This is a genomic window from Ascidiimonas aurantiaca (assembly GCF_037646345.1).
Lineage (GTDB): Bacteria > Bacteroidota > Bacteroidia > Flavobacteriales > Flavobacteriaceae > Ascidiimonas > Ascidiimonas aurantiaca.
In genome coordinates this window covers 54406-75792 of record NZ_JBBEWR010000016.1, presented here as the reverse complement: position 1 = coordinate 75792, position 21387 = coordinate 54406, and the positions used below count along the sequence as shown (strand labels likewise).

Here is a 21387-nt window from a genome sequence, read left to right as displayed (position 1 = left end):
CTAGACTATTCCCTCCCAAGCCCATAAACTTTATAGCAAATTTATATTACAGGTTTTCAGGGTTTACTGCAAGGCTGTTGAAAAGCTTTGCTTTGGCATTGAAAAACTTGTTCTGTAATTCGTTTTGTTTGAGCTTGGAATCGATAAGACTTCGTTCCCGGGAGTTAATGAGGAATAATGAGCTTTCTCCAAAACTAAACTTCCGCTCTTCTGCACTTAAGAGTCTCTCATAATTACCAACAATGTCTACAATAAGCTGATTTTGGGTCTCAAAAGAATCCAGCTCCTGGTAAATGGCCAGTACTTTGTTCTGTATCTGCAATCGTGAAGCATTCAGTTCAAACTCGGCATCGCGCAGTTTAAAATTGGCAAGCCTCAGGTCTCCCCGTTCTTTCCGAAGGAACAGAGGGAAACTAAAAACGATCCCTCCTTTGTATTCGGCGGTGTTAAAAGACCGGGCAATTTCCGGAGTTTCGGTAAGAAAGTTGTATTCGAGATCTATTCTGGGAAGCAGTTTATTTGCTTTTAATTTTCGGTCAACTTCCAGCCCCTGAATTTTAAATCCGAGTGATCTTAGTTTAGGGTGATTATCAACCGTAAAATCACTTAAAGGTCTCCCCAGGATCTCCAGGGTAGCATCAATTTCATTCTCTACAGTGGGATCAGGTATTACATTGGGTTGCAACTCTAAGGGAATGTTGTTATTAAGCCATAAAAAGTTAGAAAGCTCCAGTGATGATTTCATGAATTTTACTTTGGCCTGCTCTAAACTCAAAGCTCTGTCTTGTACGGCTATTTTTGCCTCAACCGTATCTATGGTAGCAATATCGCCTGCCAGGGCACTTTTTCTAATACCTTCAAAACGCACCTCTGCATTGTTGAGAAAGTTATCGTAAATGCGTACTTCATTGTACATTTGCAGCCACTTAAAATAGGCTAGTGAAGCTTCATATAATATCTCATTCACCAATAGGTCTCTATCGGCCTGAGTCTGGTCTCTAAAGAACTTGGCCTTTCTCAAAGTAGCCATTCGTTCGTTAATAATAAGTCCCTGAGCTACAGAAACGGTCACTCCGGCACTAAAAAGGCCGTCATCAGGAACATTTCTTTCCGAATTGAGAAAATCTCCGTCATTTTGTTCAAAGCCGGCTTTGAACTCAACACCATACCATGTAGGTATTTTAAAGGTGGCGTTGAACAGATCGTAATATTCCTGACCTTTAAATTTTTTACGGTCATAATCTACATCTATTTTGGGATCAAACCCTCCACGTGCTCTCATGAGGTTGGCCTGCCCTACATCAATAGTAAGCTCGGCCTGTTTAGCGATGGGATGGTATTTTTTTACATATCCCAAATACTCTCTAAAGTTGAGTATAAGCAGTGAGTCAACCTCCTGCGAATACAGGGATGATACTGTTATGAGCAGTATGCAAACAAAATATTTTTTCATCCTTATTTCTTTTCAGATGTTGCGGTTCCGTCTAATGGCTGATAGTAGTTAGGAGGGAAGCCATTAAGTTGTCGCCATAGTTCAAACCATATGGGTACATCTTCCAAAAGTGCCATAGTCTGGGCTCCCGACCCTACGCGTATATCTACAGGCCACTCATGATCTTCCGGATCAGGTGCCAAAAGAATACGGTATTTACCATTTTCACTAATAAAAGTTTCAATAGCTACCACAACACCTCCGTATGTACCATAAGAAACATTAGGCCATCCGCTAAAAACGATAGCGGGCCATCCGTCAAACTGTATCCTTACTTTTTCTCCCAAATGAATTAGTGGTAAATCTATAGGTCTTACAAATGTTTCAACGGCCAGTTCATACTGTGCCGGCATGATACCAACAAGCCGGTCTCCTTCTTTAAAAGTTTCGCCAATTCCTGACTGAATAGCTTTGTTAATAAACCCGCTTTGCGGAGCCCTTATGTAATACAGTTTATTACGCATCTCATAATTGGTATATTCATTTTCAAGCTTTGTAACCTGTGCTTCTGTGTCAAACTGGTTAGACTGTGCCGTGAACATATCGCTTTGGGCTTTCGATATTTTGTCAGTATATTCGGCTTTTATCCTGTTTAATTCTATTTGGGCATTTATTACTTCATTTTCACTCGCCAATAGTTTGTTTTCCTGGGAGATAAGCTTTGCCTGGGTTTCCTGCAATTTAAGTTTTTTCTCTTCAACATCGGTTATTGCTTTTAAACCTTCGCTTTCAAGCTGCACAGTACGCTCATACTGCCGCTCAGCAATACTGATATTGGTTTTGGCAGCTTCCAGGTCAATACTATCGCTTTGAACTTTTAACCGGGATTGCAAAAGTTTGTTTCTTGCCTGCTCCAGTTTAAGTTCACGCTCACTGTTAAGGGCGCCTGTCTGTGTATTCAAAGCTTTTACTTTTTCTTTGTAAGATACGACCGACATGGATTTTGCTTTGATTTGCTGCTCGGTTCTTTCTACGAGATTGGGGTCGAAATACTCATTTTTGATCTCAGATATAAACAAAATAGTATCGCCCTCCTGCACAAAATCCCCTTCTTTTACATACCATTTCTCAATCCTTCCCGGTATGGGAGATTGTATGGTTTGCGGGCGGTGGTCAGGCTTAAGGGTAGTCACAAACCCATCACCTGCTATGTTCTGTGTCCATGGCAGGAAAAGAATAATAAGCACAAGTATGGCAAAACCAATAAGGAAACGGTTAAAATGCTTATAGTGTTTCTTGTGAAAGACTTTTTTTCCCGCTTTGTATTCAGACAGGTCAACTTTTGAATCAAGCTTGCTTTGTGAAATGTTTAGCATGGTTGTTTACTTTTCGCTTATTAATTTACCATTATTAAGAGTAATAATTCTGCCGCAACGTTTAATCCATTTTGGGTTTTGGCTTACTACTAACAAAGCCCATGAATTGGAAGAGTCTGAGAGGAAATCCATGATACGAAGAGCTTCCTGTTCCTCAAACTGGTCTAAAGGATCTTTTAATATGAGCAGTTTAGGTTTTCTGACAATACTTCTGGCCAGCACTATTTTTTTAGCAATAGTATAAGGAATTTGTTTTCCCTCGGGATAAATAATAGTATTTAACCCTTCTGCCTGCTCTTTTACAAACGAGGTTAATCCGGTTTTTTCAAGAGCCCAGTTTACATCGTCAGGCTGTACCTGAGGATCACCGAAAGTTATATTCTCTAATATGGTTCCTTCAAAAGGCGATTCTTCGGTGAGTGATTGCCCCAGGTGTGACCGGTAATAATTCAGGTTAATACCCTGAAGCGCCACATTGTTCAAAAAGATATTACCATTATCAGGCTGTATAATACCTGCAATAAGCCTTAGGAGGGTAGATTTTCCTGCACCATTAGGTCCCTGGAGTAGAATGGTACATTTGGGAGAAATGGTTAATGATACGTTATCAATGATCTTTTTGCTGGTTCCCGGAGCAAAGTAAGTAACTTTATCCAGCTCAACTGTGAAACCTTCATTTTCTTTAAAGGGCTTTTCACCTTCCTGAGGCTCCAGTTCTTTATCTACTACCTGCCCCAGTTTCTCCAGGGAAGTAAGTACATCATAAAGAGACTCTAAACCTAAGATAAGCTTTTCTACTGAGCTAATAACCAGTAGAATAATGATCTCTGCTGCTACAAACTGACCAATGTTCATTTCCTGATTGAGTACCAGGATACCTCCAATAAGCAAAAGTCCTGCCGTTACCAGTACTTTAAACCCGATCATTTGAATAAATTGAAGCACTAAAATTTTGAAGTGGCTTTCACGTGCAGAAAGGTACTTGGCTACGAGTGTATCATTCTTTCTAAGGGCATGGGAGGTTTTACCCGAAAGTTTAAAACTTACAATAGATCTCGCAACTTCCTGTATCCAGTGTGCTACTTTATATTTATTTTTTGACTCCATTAAACTGGTCTCCAGCCCTTTTTGTGCTGTATATTTAAATACGATATAAATGAGAACGATGAGCAGAATACCGTAAATAATAAAGAAAGGGTGATACAGTGAGAGGAGCATCAAACCGAAAATGATCTGCAACAGGGCTGCTGGAAAATCAATTAGTATTTTGGCAAGTCCCTTTTGTATGGTTAAGGTATCAAAAAACCGATTGGCCAGTTCCGGAGGATAGAAATTGCGTAGCTCACTCATCTTTATTTTTGGGAAGCGGTATGCAAATTCAAATGAGGATCTTGTAAATATCTTTTGTTGTACATTTTCTATAATCCGTATCTGCATAAGCTGTAAAAGCCCGACAAAGGCCACCCCCAGGGTTACCAGTACTACCAGAACAATCCAGGAAGTACTTACCTGTGCTCCCTGAATAAGGTTAATAATGGCCTGAATACCTAAGGGTAAGGATAAGTTAACCAATCCTGCAAAGATAGCGTAGTAAAAAACTTGAAGAATATCTCTCTTGTCCAGCTTTAGAAGGTTTATTAATCTTTGCCAGGCAGTTATAATGTTCTTAGTCATTTGGTCTTTAATTTAGAGAGTTGAAAACCAGATTTGTAAAGTACTCTGTGGTGGTTATATTTTTATCACAGTCGGTAAGTGATGAAAAATGTTCTTTTAAAAAGTGTTGATGAATTGCACCTTCCAGCAGGGTACTGGAAAGGCTGGAAGGATATTCATAATCGGGAGCGATGGCTACTATCATTTCGCGTATTCGGTTTACAAGCCTTTTATAAATGGAAAAATAACCATCTTTGTTTTCCTTATCTACTTCCTTGGTTATGTATGATTTGGAATATTCATTGATTACGATCTTACTAAGGACAATTTCATTAATATGAGAAAACGAAGAGTCTTCCTCTACACTGCGGGTAACTACTTCTATAGCCCGTTTTAGCTTTTCTTCGGGATCAGATACACTGTTGGTAGTAAACACCAACTGGTATTCGAGCCAACCCCAATACCAGGAAACCAGATATAATAATAATTTGTGTTTGTTCTCAAAATACCGATAAATGGAACTTTCATTAGAGCCAATGCGCTCCCCCAGTTTTTTGAAAGTAAAACTTTCAAAACCCATTTCATCAATCATCAAAATACTGTTCTCAATAATACGTCTGCCCAGATCTGATGATTCAGGATCTTTAATATATATGTTCTTATTAATACTCACCTTCAGGTTTGCAAGTATTTGCTTCATTTCATTTGCTTTTGCGAACAAATATAAAAGTATTACTATTAATACTTAATAGATTAACTTTTATTTAACGAATAAGTATTATGTTAAATTTAAGCTGCTTATTAAATTTGTAATCGAGGCAGTTGGTTAATTTTAATGTAGTGAAAAAAATGAAAAGCTTTTGTTCTCCTTTCTCTTCTTACTGGTTTTAATCGCCAGTAAATTTTTTGTTTATAAAAGCTTTAACTACAAAAAATTATGTCCTTGTAATACTTAAAAAACGGGCAATTATCGTTTTTGCAATTAATAGTGGTAAGTAGTGAAAATTGCCTGAATTGCATAAGTATTACATTCAGGGACTCTCTATATATAGCCTGAAAAGGTCCCATCTACGATCAAAGGTGGTAGCCGTGTAAAGGCACTTTGCAGAAAACACATCATTTAGATATTTTCTGCAAAGGGGTTACCACCTTTTTTTATAAAAAAAGGTACTTGAGACATCATATGTTTTCTGAAAGAAAATAAAGATTATCTGGTTTTTTGTTAAGCTAATAACAAATAAGTTGAGGTTTAGAAGTTTTTAATTAGTAATTTTGAAAAAAGATTTAGATCATTATTTGTTACTAGATTTTAAGAAATAACAAATGCTTATATCTGTTATTTGAAACATAAATGTTAATAAGTAAAAAAGACTTCTCATTTTTGCAAAAAATTAATCAAATAAACATAAATAATTAAAATGACTAGGATTACAGTAGCGAAAGGTGATGGTATCGGACCTGAGATTATGGATGCCACGCTTAAAATCATTATGGCTGCCGGGGCCGAAATAGAAATTGAAGAGATAGAAGTAGGTGAAAAGGTATATTTATCCGGGAACACTGCAGGTATTAGCAAAGAAGCCTGGGATGCGATTCGCAGAAACAAGGTGTTTTTAAAGGCGCCTATTACTACTCCTCAGGGCGGTGGGTACAAAAGTCTTAATGTAACTACCCGTAAATCTCTTGGTTTATTCGCTAATGTAAGACCCTGCAAGAGCTTGCATCCATTTGTAGATACCAAGCACCCCGATATGGATCTTGTTATAATCAGAGAAAATGAAGAAGACCTCTACGCCGGAATAGAACACCAGCAAACTAGTGAGGTGGTACAGTGCCTTAAACTAATTAGTCGTCCTGGTTGTGAAAAGATCGTACGATATGCATTTGAATATGCAAAAAAATATAACCGTAAAAAAGTAACCTGCTTTACGAAAGATAACATCATGAAACAAACCGATGGTTTGTTCCATAAAGTTTTTGATGAGATCGCACAGGAATATCCTGAAATTGAGAATGAACATTGGATTATTGATATAGGAGCTGCTAAAATGGCCGATACTCCTGAGATTTTTGATGTAATTGTAATGCCTAACCTGTATGGTGACGTAATGTCTGATGTAGCTGCACAAATTACAGGATCTGTAGGTTTGGCAGGTTCTGCCAATATAGGTATGGAATGTGCCATGTTTGAGGCTATACACGGTTCTGCACCAAGAAGAGCAGGACAAAACCTGGCAAACCCTTCGGGATTATTACAGGGAGCCATACTAATGCTTAACCATATTGGACAGACGGAGGTAGCAGAAAAAGTTCAAAATGCCTGGCTAACCACTATGGAAAGCGGTATTCATACCTATGATATCTATAAAGAAGGGGTCAGTAAGCAAAAAGTAGGTACCAGCGAGTTTGCCGATGCAGTAATTGCCAATCTGGGCAAAACTCCGCAAACCCTTGCGAAGATTACCTATCATAAGGGAAAACCCCTTACTATTCCTAAATATGTAAGGAAAGAGGGTGGTAAAAAAGAACTCGTTGGGGTTGATGTATTTGTAGATTGGGCAGGAAATGTAAACGATCTTGCAGCTAAATTACAAAAACTTAATACTAACGGTGTAGAGCTTACTATGATAACTAACCGGGGAATTAAAGTATGGCCGGAAGGATTTGAAGAAACCTTCTGTACAGACCACTGGCGTTGCAGATATAAAGCAGCCAACGGAGAATCCGTTACCAAAGATCATATTGTAAAGATACTTTCAGATGCCATTACAGAAGGGATAGACACTATCAAAACGGAAAACCTTTATACGTTTGATGGGAAAAGAGCATACTCCCTGGGTCAGGGCCAGTAAATGATCTGAAAAAAGAAGTTCACTACAGACGTGGGTTCGGCATAGAAACGTTTTGGTTTTTTCAGCTTTACTCTCAGGTTTCTTACAGGGGTATTAGGTTTTTAACATTCCTGAAACTTAAAGATGAGACAAACCATTGTTAAGGTTCTTTGTTTGAGCTCACGTCACTTTTTATAGCAATTCAATGGTATTATGATTTTGAATAAAAATGTACTTATGGATAAAAATCACACTATAAAACTTATTGAAGGTGCCTTTTCACCCTCGGAAGCCGCTGATATTTTATTTAATCTCCTCTCTGAAAAGATAAAGTTTCATGAAATAAAGTTGCTTAATATCAAAGAGTATGGAGCCTATAGTACAGAACATTCGGCGGAGAGAATAAAAGCATTGAAACAGGCAAAAAAGGACATAAGTAAACTGCTTATCGATGCGCGCGATGAAGATGCACATATCGTGATAAGCGGAAATATTGATATTAAACTGGTACGGCCATAAACATGCCTGTTCTTAAAAAGTACATTTAAGAGCAGCTACTCTTATTTTCGATAGTTCTCCAATGCTTTTCAGGTTTTTTTGCTCAGGAAAACTACCTGTTCTTTACCATTTACATCTTTATACGTTATTTCCAGAAGAGAGGGTACCTTATGGGCAACTCCGCGTATTCTTGCCAGATCCATTATGTAAATACCTAATGCTTTGGCGCAAAACGGGTATCCCCATGCCTGTTGCATTTGATGAAAAGCACTGCGTATAAGCTTATCATATTGTGGGTCATTACGGGTAATGCCTCCTAAAAGATCATTCAGACCATTCACAAAACTTTTGACTTTAACTGCAGGGCTATTAAGACGCACGAGCCCGCCAAACCAAATAGTATCTCCTGCTCCGGGGCGTCCCAGATGATCTATATAGCGCCCCTCCAGTCTGCTGAGGTCCCGGTCTTTTTTTCTAAAGTAGTGTTGCGCAAGTTGAGTGTAGTACACATAACTTTCCTGTGCGATAGGATCAGAGAAACCTTCATTTACAAAATAGGTTTTCCAGAGCTCTCCATAGGTTTTGCCACGCAGAGTAGTATCGCTTCTATATACAAAATCGGGGTGATAAGGAACGGCTTTCCCAAAAGCATTTGCCAATAAGGAGAGATGCTTGTCCCGTTGATGCATAAGTAAGTGAGCCCATTCTTGTTTAAGGCTGTCAAAAGCTTCTGAACTGAAATCCAGCTGAAAGGAAAATTCTATATCAGAGGCCTTAATTAGTGTTTTCCAAAGTGTTTCTGTGCGGGTATCCCATTCTTCCTGAGGTACTATATTCCAAAGCTTTGCCATATCCATAAGTCGTAGAAAACGCAGTTTTTCGTTTCCGGCAAGCTTTTTTTCAGAGTGTTTAAAAATAAAGGAGAAGCCATAGTTGAAATCGCCGGCACCCGGCTCTTTTTTGAATTGATCCATACTCACATTAAAACCGATCTTGTAGTCGTTCCCAAAACCTCCCAGGTCTCCCGCTTCATCATAGTCCCGAAAACCATCATAAGCTACTTTTTGAAGACGCTCTTTATTTACAATGGTTTCCTGTATTTTTAGGGTAAGCTCTACACGTTCTTTACTGCCAACGGTATAGTCGCCTATGCCCAGGGATACTCCCCAGTTACGGCTCACTTGTAAATTTTGTGTTCTTAGGTATTTTTCAACAGCTATCTTCTTTGAGGTTTCCGGGGCTACTGCCCATTCTACCAAAGGCTTGATATTGAAAAGGATCAGATGTTTATGGGCTTTTTCCAGTATAGATTCATCAATACGGCCTTTAAAGAAAACTTCATTGCTGCTTATTCGGGAATATTCATAGGTAAAGCCTGCCTTTATTTTCGTTTCTGTGAGTGAAATGATTTTCTTTTGTATCTCGGCACGTATATTTCCAAGGGTATTTAACAGAGAAGTGATTTTGTCAAGTTCATCCTCGAGATCCAGCCGTTCTACCAGAAAGTTCACTACTTCCTGTTGTGCATCAGTTAGATCGGGTATGTTAAGGTTTTTTGATGATGTTTCCTGTAATAGGGTTTCTATTTCCTCTAGCGCTTCGATCCTGAGACCGGTAATCGCTGTAAGAATGCGGTTCATTTGGGAAATAAGAAAGTCAGAAACAGCTTTGGGATTGGCAAAAGCAGCAGTAATTCCCAATTTTGCCGTAATGCGGGAAGCTGAATTTACGACACTTCGTACCCGTAGTTCATAGGTTTTTTCAGAAACTTTGGTGAAGATGAGTTCATAGTTTCCCTGTACTCCAAAATTAACATCAAGTGAAGCGCCTGCCTCTACTTCCAGTACCATGCCTTTTTCCGGTTTTAGATAGGAAGAAAGCGCAGCGAGTCCCGCCCCCATGATCTCTTGCGTTTCAAAAGAAAGAGATAATCCCATACGGGCATCTGTAGTAACGGCCAAAGCTTCGCCGGGAGTCAGTTTTTTAATATGTGGAATAAAATATACAAAAGGCATATTCTTTATGTCTTTCAATAATGCTTCTTTAACGGCGTCGTCTTTGCGATGCTTTAAATATGCCATGGTTTTAAGTGAAGCATTAGAATCAATACCAAAGCCTATGGGTCCATAACTGCCTTTGGCCCCCGATGTGACGCTAAAGAAAAGGGTATGTTTTAATACAGGGTGTTCAGGATCAAGGGGAAAGATAGTTTGAGATTTTTCTTTTGGCCCCAGAATAAGATCTTCGTCTTGGTCTCCCGGTTCATTAAATAGCTGCGTGGTATGGGAGGCTTTGGCGCTACTTCGTATTTTGAGTGATGTTTGCTCGCTTTCTAAAATTACCACGGGAGGTAGCTGGTACTCCAGTTCTTCTTTCATGGCTACCGGGTCACCCAGCTTTTCGTTTGATAAGATCTTGTCGAGTTGTAGTTTTTTAATGAAATCCAGATCACTCAGGTCAACTTTTTCTAAAATGTTCATGATACCATATGGTTTTACGAAGGGGAGGGAAAAAACTCTGTTTTTATAGCTCTAATGTAGTAAAAAGTTTATAAGTAGGGTTGTGTTTTATCGTAATTTTATCAAAAAAGATATGGAAAAATAATCACCAGATTTTAAGGAAATAATGTATTTACGACTAAAGTTTCTGAGGGCATGGTAAAAGAAAATGTTATTATAATATCCTCAAAAATTGCTTACAACTTCAAAAATAACGTAATTTTGCACATTTGATAAACGCGATGGCATTGAGACAGGTAGGTGAAACCGGTATTGAAAAGGAGCTTTATGATTATCAGCTAAAGGACCTGGAAATTATTTTTAAAAAAATAGCGAAGGTAGCAGATAATTACAATATGCTGTACCAATTGCCTACAGGAGGAGGGAAAACGGTTATTTTCTCTGAAATAGCACGGAGGTTTATTGAAAATACCGGTAAAAAAGTACTGGTTCTTACCCATCGTATTGAGTTAAGCGTACAGACTTCCCGTATGCTTCGTGGTTTCAGGGTACATAATAAGGTAATTAACAGCAAAGTTAAAGAGCTTCCTGATCAGGATCAGTACATGTGTTTTGTAGCTATGGTAGAAACACTGGCCAACAGGTTACAGGACAAGAAGTTTGAAATGAAAAATATAGGCCTGGTGATTGTAGATGAGGCACACTATAATTCTTTTCGAAAGCTTTTCCGTTATTTTGATAACTCTATGATACTGGGTGTTACCGCCACGCCCTTAAGCTCAAACATCAAGCTTCCCATGAAAGATCACTACGAGGAGCTTATTATAGGAGAAAGTATAGCATCATTAATAAAGAAAGGTTTTCTGGCGACTCCGGAAGCTTTTACATTTGATGTGGGCCTTCAAAATCTTCAAATAGGTTCAAATGGCGATTATACCGTAAAATCTTCTGAAGAAGTATATACGGCCGATGGTATGCAGGCGAAACTCATTAATGCCTATGAAGAAAAGGCAATGGGTACCAAAACCCTAATTTTTAATAATGGGATCAATACATCACTTTTTGTGTATGATACCTTCAAAAGAGCCGGCCATCCTGTACGGCATCTTGATAATACGCATACGGAAAAGGAGCGAAAAGAGATCTTACACTGGTTTAAACATACTCCTGATGCCGTACTCACTTCGGTAAGCATCCTTACTACCGGTTTTGATGAGCCTACGGTAGAAACAGTTATACTTAACCGGGCCACACGTTCACTTACGTTGTATTTTCAAATGATAGGAAGAGGCTCCAGAGTACTCCCCAATAAAAAGAAGTTTAGTATTATAGATCTTGGTAATAATATAGCGCGCTTTGGTGCCTGGGAAGCACCTATAGACTGGCTTGAGATCTTTTATCATCCTGATTACTATCTTGAGAATATAAGAACGGATGAAGAAATTGAAAGGCATTTTATTTTTGAAATGTCTCCCGAAGTGAGGGCCAAATTCCCAAATACCGATACGATTGATTTTGACATTAAAGCGGCATATAAAAAAGCCCTTACCGAAGGAAGACCTCCCAAAACAGCACTTAAGCAGTCTATAAAGCAGCATGCAACCATGTGCTGTGAAAATGCCAACAGTGCTACGGAGGCACGATTACTGGCTTTTTTACTGAAAGAAGACATTGCCTACCGGGTACGCCAATATACCCATCTCATCATGAACAGTACCAAGAACTATCGCAATTGGCTGGAGGAAGATTATTTACGTAAACTGCGCTTACAGATCGTACAACACTTCTCGGGAGTGACTCATACCTGAGTTTTTGATTATTGGCCTCGCAACAATCTTACATATTTCGCAATGTACTCCTGTTTTTCTTTGGATTTGTATTGCATCACATAACGCGGATGTTCTAACGGAACAATTCCTTCGAAAAAGTCATATTCGTCGTTAAGTTTTTTTAGAAACCGATAGTTTTTTCCGGTACCCAGACAAAATGCCTCTTTACGTTCTATGCCAAATTCTAACTGGGCCCTGAGTGATGCGGTGATGAAAGGAGTTACGATTTTGGTAAGGGTAACACTGTCGTAATAGTTATAGTTTACTAGTTTCCCGTTTTTATTTTTTTGAACAAAACCCAGAGGGCACACCGAGCTGATAAAAAAATCATTATAGAAGTCAAAGGTTCCCCCATACGCTTCAATAACTTCATAGATGAATACGGAAGAGGGTTCGTGCAGTGTATAAGAGGTTTCAATGTCACACTTTTCGAGAAGGCGTTTAGGGTCTGTAAAGGGAATGCCGGTAGCACCGGCCCCTAATCTTCCCGGATTAATACCCAGGATCATTTTTCTGGGCAAATGGTCATCGTAGAATTTTTTGTAGAATGCTGTGGTAATGGTAATCACCTCAGGATTCTCTTTAAAAGGGTGAAGAACGTGAATGTTCTCGGGAAGTTTTACGTTCAGTTCAAGGGTTTGGTTAAAATTGAGAATAGTATCAGCAAAGGTCATACAACAAAAAGAAAGCCTGAAAAGTGAATTTTGTACTAACTTTTCAGGCTTACAGATAGTAATTTATTCGTTATCATAGCCGGAGGCTCGCTTCCAGCGAACGGGTGGTGCCGGCTCGGGCTTTATTTCAAAAGTTTGTGTTTTTAGCATGTTAAGTGCTTCTTCTACGGCGCGCTCCAATTGCGGATCTTCTCCCTTCAATACTTTGGCAGGATGTTGTATCACTTCAATATCGGGTTCGATCCCTTCGCCTTCTACGGCCCATTTTCCGTTGTTATCATAAAAACCTCCACGGGGTGCTACCATGCGTCCGCCATCAATAAAACGAGGGGTATCCCAGGTACCTACGAGTCCTCCCCAGGTACGGGTCCCTACCAGTGGGCCCAGTTGGGCTTCTCTAAACATATAAGGTAACAGGTCTCCTCCTGATCCGGCTCTTTCATTTACGATCATGACTTTTGGTCCCCAGATCCCCGAAATGGGAGTAGTCCAGGGCCTTTTGTCACCTGCTTTGCTATTGAAGTAACCAAAAGGTTTCCTGGCCATAATATCGATCATATAGTCAGCGGCAGAACCCCCTCCGTTATTTCGTTCGTCTATAATAACTCCTTTTTTATCCTGTTGTGCAAAATAATACCGGTTAAAAGAAGCAAAACCTCTTCCCGAAGTATTGGGAACATATACATATGCGAGTTTTCCATTGGAAAGGGCCTCTACTTTTCTTCGGTTATTCTCTACCCATGCCATGCCTCTGAGTTCTATTTCAGAGCTTATAGGAGTGACTAGTATTTCCCGGGCACCGGCTGCAGAAGGTTTACTGTTTACCTCAAGTGTAATGGTCCTGTTGGCCGTTTGCTCCAGAAGGCTGTACGGGTTAACAGGGGCCTTGATCTCTGTACCATTTATAGCGATAATATAATCACCTTCTTTTACATCGAGCCCAGGTAAGGCCAGAGGGGCACGTACATCGGGGTTCCATCGCTCTCCGGTGTAGATCTTACTTATCTGGTAATAGCCGTTTTTCTCCTTAAGGTCACAGCCCAGTAGCCCTACAGGTACACGTTGGGTGTCGGGAAAATCACCTCCTGATACATAGGAGTGACCAATAGATACTTCTCCACTCATGATGTCAACCAGATAGTTGAGGTCGGTACGGTGTCTTACATGATCTACCCAGGGGGCATACCATGCATATATTTTATTCCAGGGAGCTCCGTGTACATTGTCAACATACAGAAAATCGCGCATGAAACGCCATCCTTCTTTGAATATTTGACGGTACTCGTCTTTAGGGGCGACTTTTATTTTTAGGTTTGTTACCAACTTATCTTTCCCATCTTTGGGAGGGGTTTTGGTATCGTTTATACTCCATGAACTGCCTTTTCGTAATAATATGCTTTTTCGATCTTCAGACACCACTGCAGCATTTACATCGGTGGCATATTCTTTTGCCTTTTCGTCTTTCACATTATACAAATGAAGCGTGAGCCCGTTAGACCGGGGTTTGGCCTCTGCGACAAAAACATGTTCTTTTGGTGCTTTTTCCAGGGCTACGTAGTTTTTATCTTCCAGCTTTAGGGCTTTGGCACGATCCCAAAGGCCTTCCTGGTCTATGACCACTATGGCTTCTTTGGAATCGGGCTTTTCTTTATCTTCATTTTTCTTACTGCTTTTTGTGGTAGCAGATTCCTTTTCTTCACCAGATAAGGCTTCCTCATCACTTTTGGGAAGTACCGGGAACGTATCTTTTTTAGAGAGTACGAGGCAATATAGATTTCGGGTTACATCAGGGTCGTAGGAGCTCATATCGAGCCATCCTGAGTTAAGGCCATAGTTGGTGCTCGCCAGGAAATACAGGTATTTTCCGTTTTCATCCCATACGGGGCTAATAGCATCGGCCATCCCGTCGGTAAGTTGAATGGTGTTGCCACTTTCAGCATTATACGCAAAAACCGCTTTAAAGTGACTGTCCAGTTGTTTGCTGTACGCAATCCACTTACCATCCGGAGACCATACAGGATTCATGGAACGGTTGGGGTGGGCATAGCGGTCTGTCGCAACGATCTTACTGTTACCGGTTTCTGTATTGGTGATCCAGATGTTGTAATGCGTATCAGTGTATGCTATGTGTATTCCGTCTGATGACCACTCGGGTTTAAAATAAAATGTAGGATCGGGAATATCTATGGTCTTAAGCAGGGTACCCTGTTGGTTCGCAAGTATTATTTTATATTCACCACTTTGATCGGAAAACCATAGTATCTTATCTCCTTTTGGCGACCAAACGGGAGAACGTTCGGCAGATCCTGGTGCATTGGTAAGGTTTCGCCAGCTTCCATTTTCTTTGGGAACGGTAAAAATCTCACCTCTATGCTCAAAAATAGCACGTTTGCCAGAGGGGGATAGGTTAGGATTGGTGAGCGCACTTGCGTTTACATTCTCCCATCGTGTTCTCGCAAAGTTCATATCGCCTTTTACAGTAATAGTGAGTTGTTTGATTGTTCCGGTTTGAGGGTCCAGAAGATGCAAATAGCCGCCTTGTTCATAAACAATGGTATTTGATCCGGCATCCAGGCTCTTTACATCAAATTTTTTGTGAAAAGTATGTTGTTTTTCTTCACCGGTGGAAGGATCATAGGACCAGATGTTATTGGTATAATCTCTTTCGGAGAGATAAAATACTTTTTTACCATACCATACGGGGTCCAGATGTCTTTCTTTGGTAGGCTGGGGGGTGCGTATAAGTTCTTTGGTTTTCATGTTAACGATCCATATAGGCATGGCTTGTCCGCCCCGGTAGTTGCGCCATTCGGGATCCCAAAAGGTAATGGGCACATAGGCAATATGTGAACCATCGGGAGATAATTCTCCAAAAGCAGCCCGTGGTATGTCAACGGCTGTGGGTAATCCGCCTTCAGCATTTACAGTAAAGAATTTACTGGTTTGGGTAGGTTGGCCTTCCCGGGAGGAACGAAATAAGACTTCCCCGGTTGGGGTCCATCCCTGAACCACATCCGCAGAAGAGTGCCAGGTAAGCCTTTTAGGGCTGCCTCCTTCGGCCGGAAGTATATACACGTCATAGTTACCATCGTATTCTGCGGTAAAAGCAATCCACTTCTCATCGGGAGAAAAGTGAGGTGAGAACTCATATCCTTCATTGCTGGTAAGCCGTATAGCTTCTCCTCCGGTGACAGGAACTTTCCAGAGGTCATTGGCATATACAAAAACAATACTTGATGAGGAAACGGTGGGTTGTCTGAGCAGTTGTGTTCCCTGGGCTCCTGAACTAAGTGTGAGGAGCAGGAAACATACCGATAAGAGATGTTTCATGATTTTTTGTTTGGTTTTTTGTTTAGTAAGACTGAAAAGGTATTAAAAAACAGCAGGGGAGGCAATTTCTTTAACAAGGATTTAATAAGAGGGCTTATAGATATCCTAAAAGGGAATAAGGGTAGTGAACTGTTTGGAAGAAACAAAAATTAGTGGCAGCCACATCTGTCCTGTCCACAGTTTTTTAAGCTTTTTTTCTTTTGCCCTAAAATGGATAATTGTGAGAAGAAGAATTTTTTTAACAGAAATGCGGTAGCCAGAAATACGGTAATATATACTAATATGTGTTGTAGAGACTCCATGAATGCTAAAATCTATTTTAAGAGTTGATAAGCTGTTAATGCTGCAAGGTACGCAATAATACTCATTGAAAATAATTGTATTAGCGGCCATTTCCAGGAATTTGTCTCTTTTTTAACAATGGCCAGGGTACTCATGCACTGCATGGCAAAGGCATAAAACAGTAGGAGCGATATTCCCGTAGCAAAATTAAAAAGAGGTTTGCCGTCTTCCCGTACCTCGGCTGCCATACGGTTTTTGATCGTTTCTTCTTCTTCACTGCCTACGCTGTAAATGGTGGCCAGGGTACCTACAAAAACCTCTCTTGCTGCAAATGAACTTACCAGTGCAATCCCTATTTTCCAGTCGTAACCCAGAGGCGCAATAAGAGGTTCTAAACCTTTTCCAACAATCCCGATGTAAGAGTTTTGCAGTTTAAAAGAAGCGATTTTTGTATTCATATCATCAGCAGAAAGTGATGCGTTTTCAGGCTGGTTAGTTATAATGGTTTCTGCATTTCTAAAGTTATTACCGGGGCCATTGGAGGCTAAAAACCAGAGTATAATGGAAATTGCGAGAATAATTTTACCGGCATCAACAACAAAGCTCTTTGTTTTTTCGAGTACGGTGTAAAATACATTTCTCACCAACGGTATCTTATAATCGGGCATTTCCACAACAAAGAAGGAATGGCTTTTTATTTTAAGGATTTTGTGGAGTATCCAGGCGGAAAGAACAGCACTTAAAAACCCAAGCATATATAATAACATAAGTGTAAGCCCCTGGAGGTTGAGCCCGAGAAAGCTCTTATCGGGTATTATTAGTGCGATAATGATAAGATATACCGGTAGTCTTGCAGAACAGGTGGTAAAAGGGGTTACCATTATGGTAATTAAGCGTTCTTTCCAGTTTTCAATATTACGGGTAGCCATAACGGCGGGAATGGCACAGGCAGTTCCCGAGATCAGGGGTACTACGCTTTTTCCGCTTAACCCAAAACGCCTCATTACTTTGTCCATAAGAAAAACAACTCTGCTCATATACCCGGTTTCTTCCAGTATAGCAATAAAAAGAAACAGGAATGCAATTTGTGGAATGAAAATGACCACACCTCCCAGTCCCGCAATAATTCCTTCTGAGACCAGATCGTTAAATACTCCTGGGGGAAAGGTATTCTTTATCCAATCGCTGAGGTTTGCAAACTGGGCGTCAATAAAGTCCATAGGATAGGTGCTCCAGTCAAATATGGCCTGGAAAATGGTAAGTAAAATAGCAAAGAAAATCACGTACCCAAAAACTTTATGGGTAAGCACCCTGTCCAGTCGGCTCCTAATGTCCTTGGCAGCGTTGCGGTCAACTTTATACCCTTCTTTTAAAACGTTATTGATAAACTGGTACCTTACAATAGTTTCTTTTTGTTGCAGGCGTTTAAGCTCAGAAGGGGTTCGGGTGGAAAAATCAGAAGTATCAGGTACTGTAATTCTATTGAGATTGGTAAAGTTTACATCCTGAGTAATTACCAGCCATAATTTATAAACTGATTGCTGCGGAAAGGCTTTTTTAAGGCCCTCAAAATATTCGGGATCAATTACAGAGGCATTGACACAGGCTTCTGTTGAGAGATCCCTGTAGCTGAGAATACGTTCTTTTAATTCACTTATTCCGGTGCCTTTGCGGGTACTTACCACAGCAATACGGGTTTTAAGGCGCTCTTCAAGAAGAGGGATGTTAAGTGAAATACCTTTTCGCACCATACGGTCTGCCATATTGATAACCAGTATGGTGGGAATTTCAAGATCTTTTATTTGAGTGAAGAGTAAAAGGTTTCGCTTTAGGTTCTCTACATCAGTAACTACTACGGCAACATCGGGAAAGTTTTTATCGTTTTGGTTGAGCAATAGCCCGGTAACTACATTTTCATCAAGTGAAGTTGCGTTAAGGCTATAAGTTCCGGGGAGGTCGAGGATACGTGCCTTAACATCTTTGGAAAGCTTGCAGGTACCTTGTTTTTTTTCTACGGTTATTCCCGGGTAGTTCCCTACTTTTTGTTTAAGACCGGTAAGTTCATTAAAGACAGAAGTTTTTCCTGTGTTTGGATTCCCAATAAGGGCTACATTGATCTGTTTGCTCATAGCACCACACTTTGTTCTGTAATATCAATTTCAATCTGTAGTGCGGTTTCTCTGCGAATGGCCAGGTGAGACCCGTTAATGTTTATATACAGGGGGTCTTTAAAAGGAGCATACTGAATAAGTTCTACTTCATTACCGGGAAGACACCCCATTTCAAGGAGTTTTATAGGGATAACATTGGCAGATACCTGTTTTATAATACCTTTTTCTCCTCTTTTAAGATGTGCTATGGTTGCCTTCAATTCTTATTTAGATTGATTTTAATTAAGGGCAAAAATAGCATAAAAAAACCGTTTTAAGTAGTCTGGCACACAGTTTTTGGTTTTTTTAACCCAGATCTACCCCGGAAAATCTATTTTTCGTATTCTTTTTTTAATGCTTCCAGGTCACTCAGTAATCTTTGAATATCCTCTTCATTGGTGCCATCGTAAAAGCCTCGTATGCGCTTTTGTTTATCGACCAAAATAAAGTTTTCTGTGTGTATCATATCAAAAGGACCACCGTCGCCATCATTTTTTACGGCGAGGTATGATTTACGTGCCAGTTCGTAAATATGTTTTTTATCTCCGGTTACCAGGTTCCATTTTCGGTCTATCACTCCTTTTTCAATAGCGTATTTTTTTAATTGGGCCACTGAGTCTATTTGGGGAGTGACCGAATGCGAAAGCAACATAATTTCATTATCATCCAGAATAGCTTTCTGTACGCTTGCCATATTATCGGTCATGATCGGGCAAATGGTAGGGCAGGTAGTGAAGAAAAAATCGGCTACGTATATTTTGCCTTCATAATCTTTTTGTGTAATGGTATCACCATTTTGGTTAACCAGCGAAAAAGGGGCTATGGTATGGTATTTTTTAACGTGTTGTACAGATTCATCTACCAGCTCAGGATTTACTGAAGAAGGCTGATATATAGGAAGTTTTTTTACCGGTTTTAAGGCATCATAGAAAAGGGCAATGATTACCGCAGAGATAATGAGAAGCGTAATGCCCAAAAATTTAAATTGTTTAAAGAAAGCAAGCATTGCAAAGAAATTAAGAATACAAAATTAGGTATTTCAACCCCCTTTTAAAATCATTACCACCACTTTGTTTCATAAAAGCTTCTTAAAAAAAGGAACCCATCACATCAATTTTATTAACTAGCAGGAAAACCGTACTTTTGCGTGTTTTTAAATCTTAGACTAACAACGTATGAGTCCTTTTTTGGTTAAGACTATCCAGCTTTTATTAAGCTTATCCATATTAATTGTTCTGCATGAACTGGGTCATTTTATCCCTGCAAAACTGTTTAAGACCCGCGTAGAAAAGTTTTTTCTGTTTTTTGATGTAAAGTTTGCGCTTTTCAAAAAGAAAATTGGAGATACCGTATATGGAATTGGCTGGCTGCCTTTGGGCGGCTATGTAAAAATTTCAGGTATGATCGATGAGAGTATGGATACCGAACAAATGGCGCAGGAACCAAAGCCCTGGGAGTTTCGTTCCAAACCGGCATGGCAACGACTTATTATTATGTTGGGAGGGGTTACGGTAAATCTTATTGTAGGATTTGTTATCTATATGATGATCCTTTTTGTATGGGGGCAGGAAGAATTAAAGCCCGAACAAATGCCACATGGTTTTGAAGTAGCCGAGCCTATGAAACAGTTTGGTTTCCGTAATGGAGACCAAATACTGGCCGTAAATGGTAAAGAACTGGACAATGCACTGGAATTTAACCGCTATCTGCTGGTTCGGGATGTTTCCGAAGTATCGGTAAGACATCAGGATGGTATGACCGAAACATTGAAGCTTCCTGATACTATTGGCGACTTTATTTTTAAAAGCGGGTTACGCATACCTTTTAGCCCCAGAAGAGACGCTGTACTGGATAGCATATTTTCAGGCTACCCCGCAGAAACTTCAGGATTACAAAAAGGAGATCGTATTGTAGCCGTGAACGGAAAAGAAGTAAGTTTTTTTGACGAAATTGGCGCGAATCTTTATAAGGGTCCCGATCCGCAGCCGTCCACACTTCTATATAGCCGTAATGGCGTGATCGATACGCTTAAGATCACTCCGGATGCCGAAGGTAAACTGGGAATTAACTCTATGCTGTTTAAAGAAGTGAACCCCAATAAACTCTCTTTTTCTTTAGGAGAGGCTATTACCAAAGGCTTTAGCTTTGGCTATTGGACCCTACATGATTATGTTGTGCAGTTTAAATATATTTTCACCAAACAGGGAGCTACACAGGTAGGAGGCTTTGGTACTATTGCCAAACTGTTTCCCAGTACCTGGGACTGGCAGGGGTTTTGGGCATCTACGGCGCTTATTTCCATTATTCTTGCATTTATGAATATATTACCCATCCCGGCTTTGGACGGCGGACATGTAGCCTTCCTGTTGTATGAGATCGTAACCGGGAGAAAACCAAGTGATAAATTTTTGGAGTATGCCCAAATGATAGGGTTTTTCATTTTAATTGCCCTGTTGTTATTTGCCAATGGTAACGATATTTACCGCTGGCTTTTTGATAAATAAAAATAGATTTTTTGTTTGTGATAATTAAAAAAAGCCTCTATATTTGCATCCGCAAAAAAGGATAATACCTTCCTCCTTAGCTCAGTTGGTTAGAGCATCTGACTGTTAATCAGAGGGTCCTTGGTTCGAGCCCAAGAGGGGGAGCAAATTAAAACAAAAGGCTTCAAAGAAATTATTTCTTTGAAGCCTTTTTTCGTTCTGCTACCAGAAGTTAGCCTGTGTATTTTTAACAGTTGCATACAACATGATTTTTAAGAAACTAGTTTTTAAGTGAATATCAGATCAACGATCTTTTTTGAGTGTTGGCAGGAAACGTCTTGCAGAGTTTGTACACAGGGTGAAGAAATGAAATGCCAAACTTGAGTTTCG

The 21387-nt window shown here is 39.9% G+C and carries 14 protein-coding genes and 1 tRNA gene; 5 read left to right on the top strand and 10 right to left on the bottom strand.

The window, feature by feature from the left end; genetic code table 11:
• Positions 1 to 46: 46 nt before the first annotated feature.
• Genes WAO84_RS15230 through WAO84_RS15215 form a run of 4 tightly spaced genes read right to left on the bottom strand, consistent with a single transcriptional unit; the run spans position 47 to position 5161 of the window.
• Entirely contained in the window at positions 47 to 1453 is a 1407-nt protein-coding gene (locus tag WAO84_RS15230; RefSeq protein WP_340066875.1) for a TolC family protein, read from the bottom strand.
• 2 nt (positions 1454 to 1455) lie between these two features.
• Positions 1456 to 2808: an HlyD family secretion protein gene (locus WAO84_RS15225; RefSeq protein ID WP_340066874.1), complete on the bottom strand. Its 1353-nt coding sequence runs from the start codon at positions 2806 to 2808 to the stop codon at positions 1456 to 1458.
• Positions 2809 to 2814: 6 nt separating this feature from the next.
• Positions 2815 to 4482, bottom strand: a complete 1668-nt coding sequence (locus tag WAO84_RS15220; protein ID WP_340066873.1) for a peptidase domain-containing ABC transporter — start codon at positions 4480 to 4482, stop codon at positions 2815 to 2817.
• 7 nt (positions 4483 to 4489) lie between these two features.
• Positions 4490 to 5161: a TetR/AcrR family transcriptional regulator gene (locus tag WAO84_RS15215; RefSeq protein WP_340066871.1), complete on the bottom strand. Its 672-nt coding sequence runs from the start codon at positions 5159 to 5161 to the stop codon at positions 4490 to 4492.
• 718 nt (positions 5162 to 5879) lie between these two features.
• On the opposite strand from WAO84_RS15215, the gene WAO84_RS15210 reads away from it, so the two are divergent.
• Both WAO84_RS15210 and WAO84_RS15205 read left to right on the top strand, forming a co-directional pair.
• A complete protein-coding gene (locus WAO84_RS15210) occupies positions 5880 to 7313 on the top strand; it encodes an NADP-dependent isocitrate dehydrogenase (protein ID WP_340066870.1) in 1434 nt (477 codons plus the stop codon).
• Positions 7314 to 7529: 216 nt separating this feature from the next.
• Entirely contained in the window at positions 7530 to 7811 is a 282-nt protein-coding gene (locus WAO84_RS15205; RefSeq protein ID WP_340066868.1) for a hypothetical protein, read from the top strand.
• A gap of 68 nt (positions 7812 to 7879) precedes the next feature.
• Here WAO84_RS15205 and WAO84_RS15200 read toward each other — a convergent pair whose 3' ends face one another.
• On the bottom strand, positions 7880 to 10270 hold the full coding sequence (locus WAO84_RS15200) for a hypothetical protein (protein WP_340066866.1): 2391 nt from the start codon (positions 10268 to 10270) through the stop codon (positions 7880 to 7882).
• 260 nt (positions 10271 to 10530) lie between these two features.
• Here WAO84_RS15200 and WAO84_RS15195 point away from each other — a divergent pair, with 260 nt between their 5' ends.
• Positions 10531 to 12057 carry a DEAD/DEAH box helicase gene (locus WAO84_RS15195; protein WP_340066865.1) on the top strand — a complete coding sequence of 509 codons (1527 nt, stop codon included), beginning with the start codon at positions 10531 to 10533 and terminating at the stop codon, positions 12055 to 12057.
• An 8-nt stretch (positions 12058 to 12065) separates the two neighbouring features.
• Here the strand turns inward: WAO84_RS15195 and WAO84_RS15190 are convergent, their stop codons facing one another.
• From WAO84_RS15190 to WAO84_RS15170, 5 genes are all read right to left on the bottom strand, one after another.
• Positions 12066 to 12752, bottom strand: a complete 687-nt coding sequence (locus tag WAO84_RS15190; RefSeq protein ID WP_340066863.1) for a uracil-DNA glycosylase family protein — start codon at positions 12750 to 12752, stop codon at positions 12066 to 12068.
• A gap of 63 nt (positions 12753 to 12815) precedes the next feature.
• Entirely contained in the window at positions 12816 to 16082 is a 3267-nt protein-coding gene (locus WAO84_RS15185) for a S41 family peptidase (protein ID WP_340066861.1), read from the bottom strand.
• Between the two features lie 314 nt (positions 16083 to 16396).
• Complete coding sequence (gene feoB, locus WAO84_RS15180; protein ID WP_340066860.1) at positions 16397 to 18493, bottom strand: ferrous iron transport protein B; 2097 nt, start codon at positions 18491 to 18493, stop codon at positions 16397 to 16399.
• Positions 18490 to 18735, bottom strand: coding sequence for a FeoA family protein (locus WAO84_RS15175; protein ID WP_340066858.1), 246 nt, complete (start codon positions 18733 to 18735; stop codon positions 18490 to 18492). Before WAO84_RS15175 ends, feoB begins: the two co-directional genes overlap by 4 nt.
• 110 nt (positions 18736 to 18845) lie before the next feature.
• The gene (locus tag WAO84_RS15170) at positions 18846 to 19520 is read right to left on the bottom strand and encodes an SCO family protein (RefSeq protein WP_340066857.1); all 675 of its coding nucleotides are present in this window, start codon (positions 19518 to 19520) and stop codon (positions 18846 to 18848) included.
• A gap of 169 nt (positions 19521 to 19689) precedes the next feature.
• Here WAO84_RS15170 and rseP point away from each other — a divergent pair, with 169 nt between their 5' ends.
• Positions 19690 to 21018, top strand: coding sequence for an RIP metalloprotease RseP (gene rseP, locus WAO84_RS15165; RefSeq protein ID WP_340066856.1), 1329 nt, complete (start codon positions 19690 to 19692; stop codon positions 21016 to 21018).
• A 70-nt stretch (positions 21019 to 21088) separates the two neighbouring features.
• Positions 21089 to 21162 (top strand) — tRNA-Asn (locus WAO84_RS15160).
• Positions 21163 to 21387: the final 225 nt, after the last annotated feature.

Coding starts and splice junctions, on each gene's coding strand:
- WAO84_RS15230 (WP_340066875.1), bottom strand. CDS start 1,453: ATGAAAAAATATTTTGTTTGCATACTGCTCATAACAGTATCATCCCTG.
- WAO84_RS15225 (WP_340066874.1), bottom strand. CDS start 2,808: ATGCTAAACATTTCACAAAGCAAGCTTGATTCAAAAGTTGACCTGTCT.
- WAO84_RS15220 (WP_340066873.1), bottom strand. CDS start 4,482: ATGACTAAGAACATTATAACTGCCTGGCAAAGATTAATAAACCTTCTA.
- WAO84_RS15215 (WP_340066871.1), bottom strand. CDS start 5,161: ATGAAGCAAATACTTGCAAACCTGAAGGTGAGTATTAATAAGAACATA.
- WAO84_RS15210 (WP_340066870.1), top strand. CDS start 5,880: ATGACTAGGATTACAGTAGCGAAAGGTGATGGTATCGGACCTGAGATT.
- WAO84_RS15205 (WP_340066868.1), top strand. CDS start 7,530: ATGGATAAAAATCACACTATAAAACTTATTGAAGGTGCCTTTTCACCC.
- WAO84_RS15200 (WP_340066866.1), bottom strand. CDS start 10,270: ATGAACATTTTAGAAAAAGTTGACCTGAGTGATCTGGATTTCATTAAA.
- WAO84_RS15195 (WP_340066865.1), top strand. CDS start 10,531: ATGGCATTGAGACAGGTAGGTGAAACCGGTATTGAAAAGGAGCTTTAT.
- WAO84_RS15190 (WP_340066863.1), bottom strand. CDS start 12,752: ATGACCTTTGCTGATACTATTCTCAATTTTAACCAAACCCTTGAACTG.
- WAO84_RS15185 (WP_340066861.1), bottom strand. CDS start 16,082: ATGAAACATCTCTTATCGGTATGTTTCCTGCTCCTCACACTTAGTTCA.
- feoB (WP_340066860.1), bottom strand. CDS start 18,493: ATGAGCAAACAGATCAATGTAGCCCTTATTGGGAATCCAAACACAGGA.
- WAO84_RS15170 (WP_340066857.1), bottom strand. CDS start 19,520: ATGCTTGCTTTCTTTAAACAATTTAAATTTTTGGGCATTACGCTTCTC.
- rseP (WP_340066856.1), top strand. CDS start 19,690: ATGAGTCCTTTTTTGGTTAAGACTATCCAGCTTTTATTAAGCTTATCC.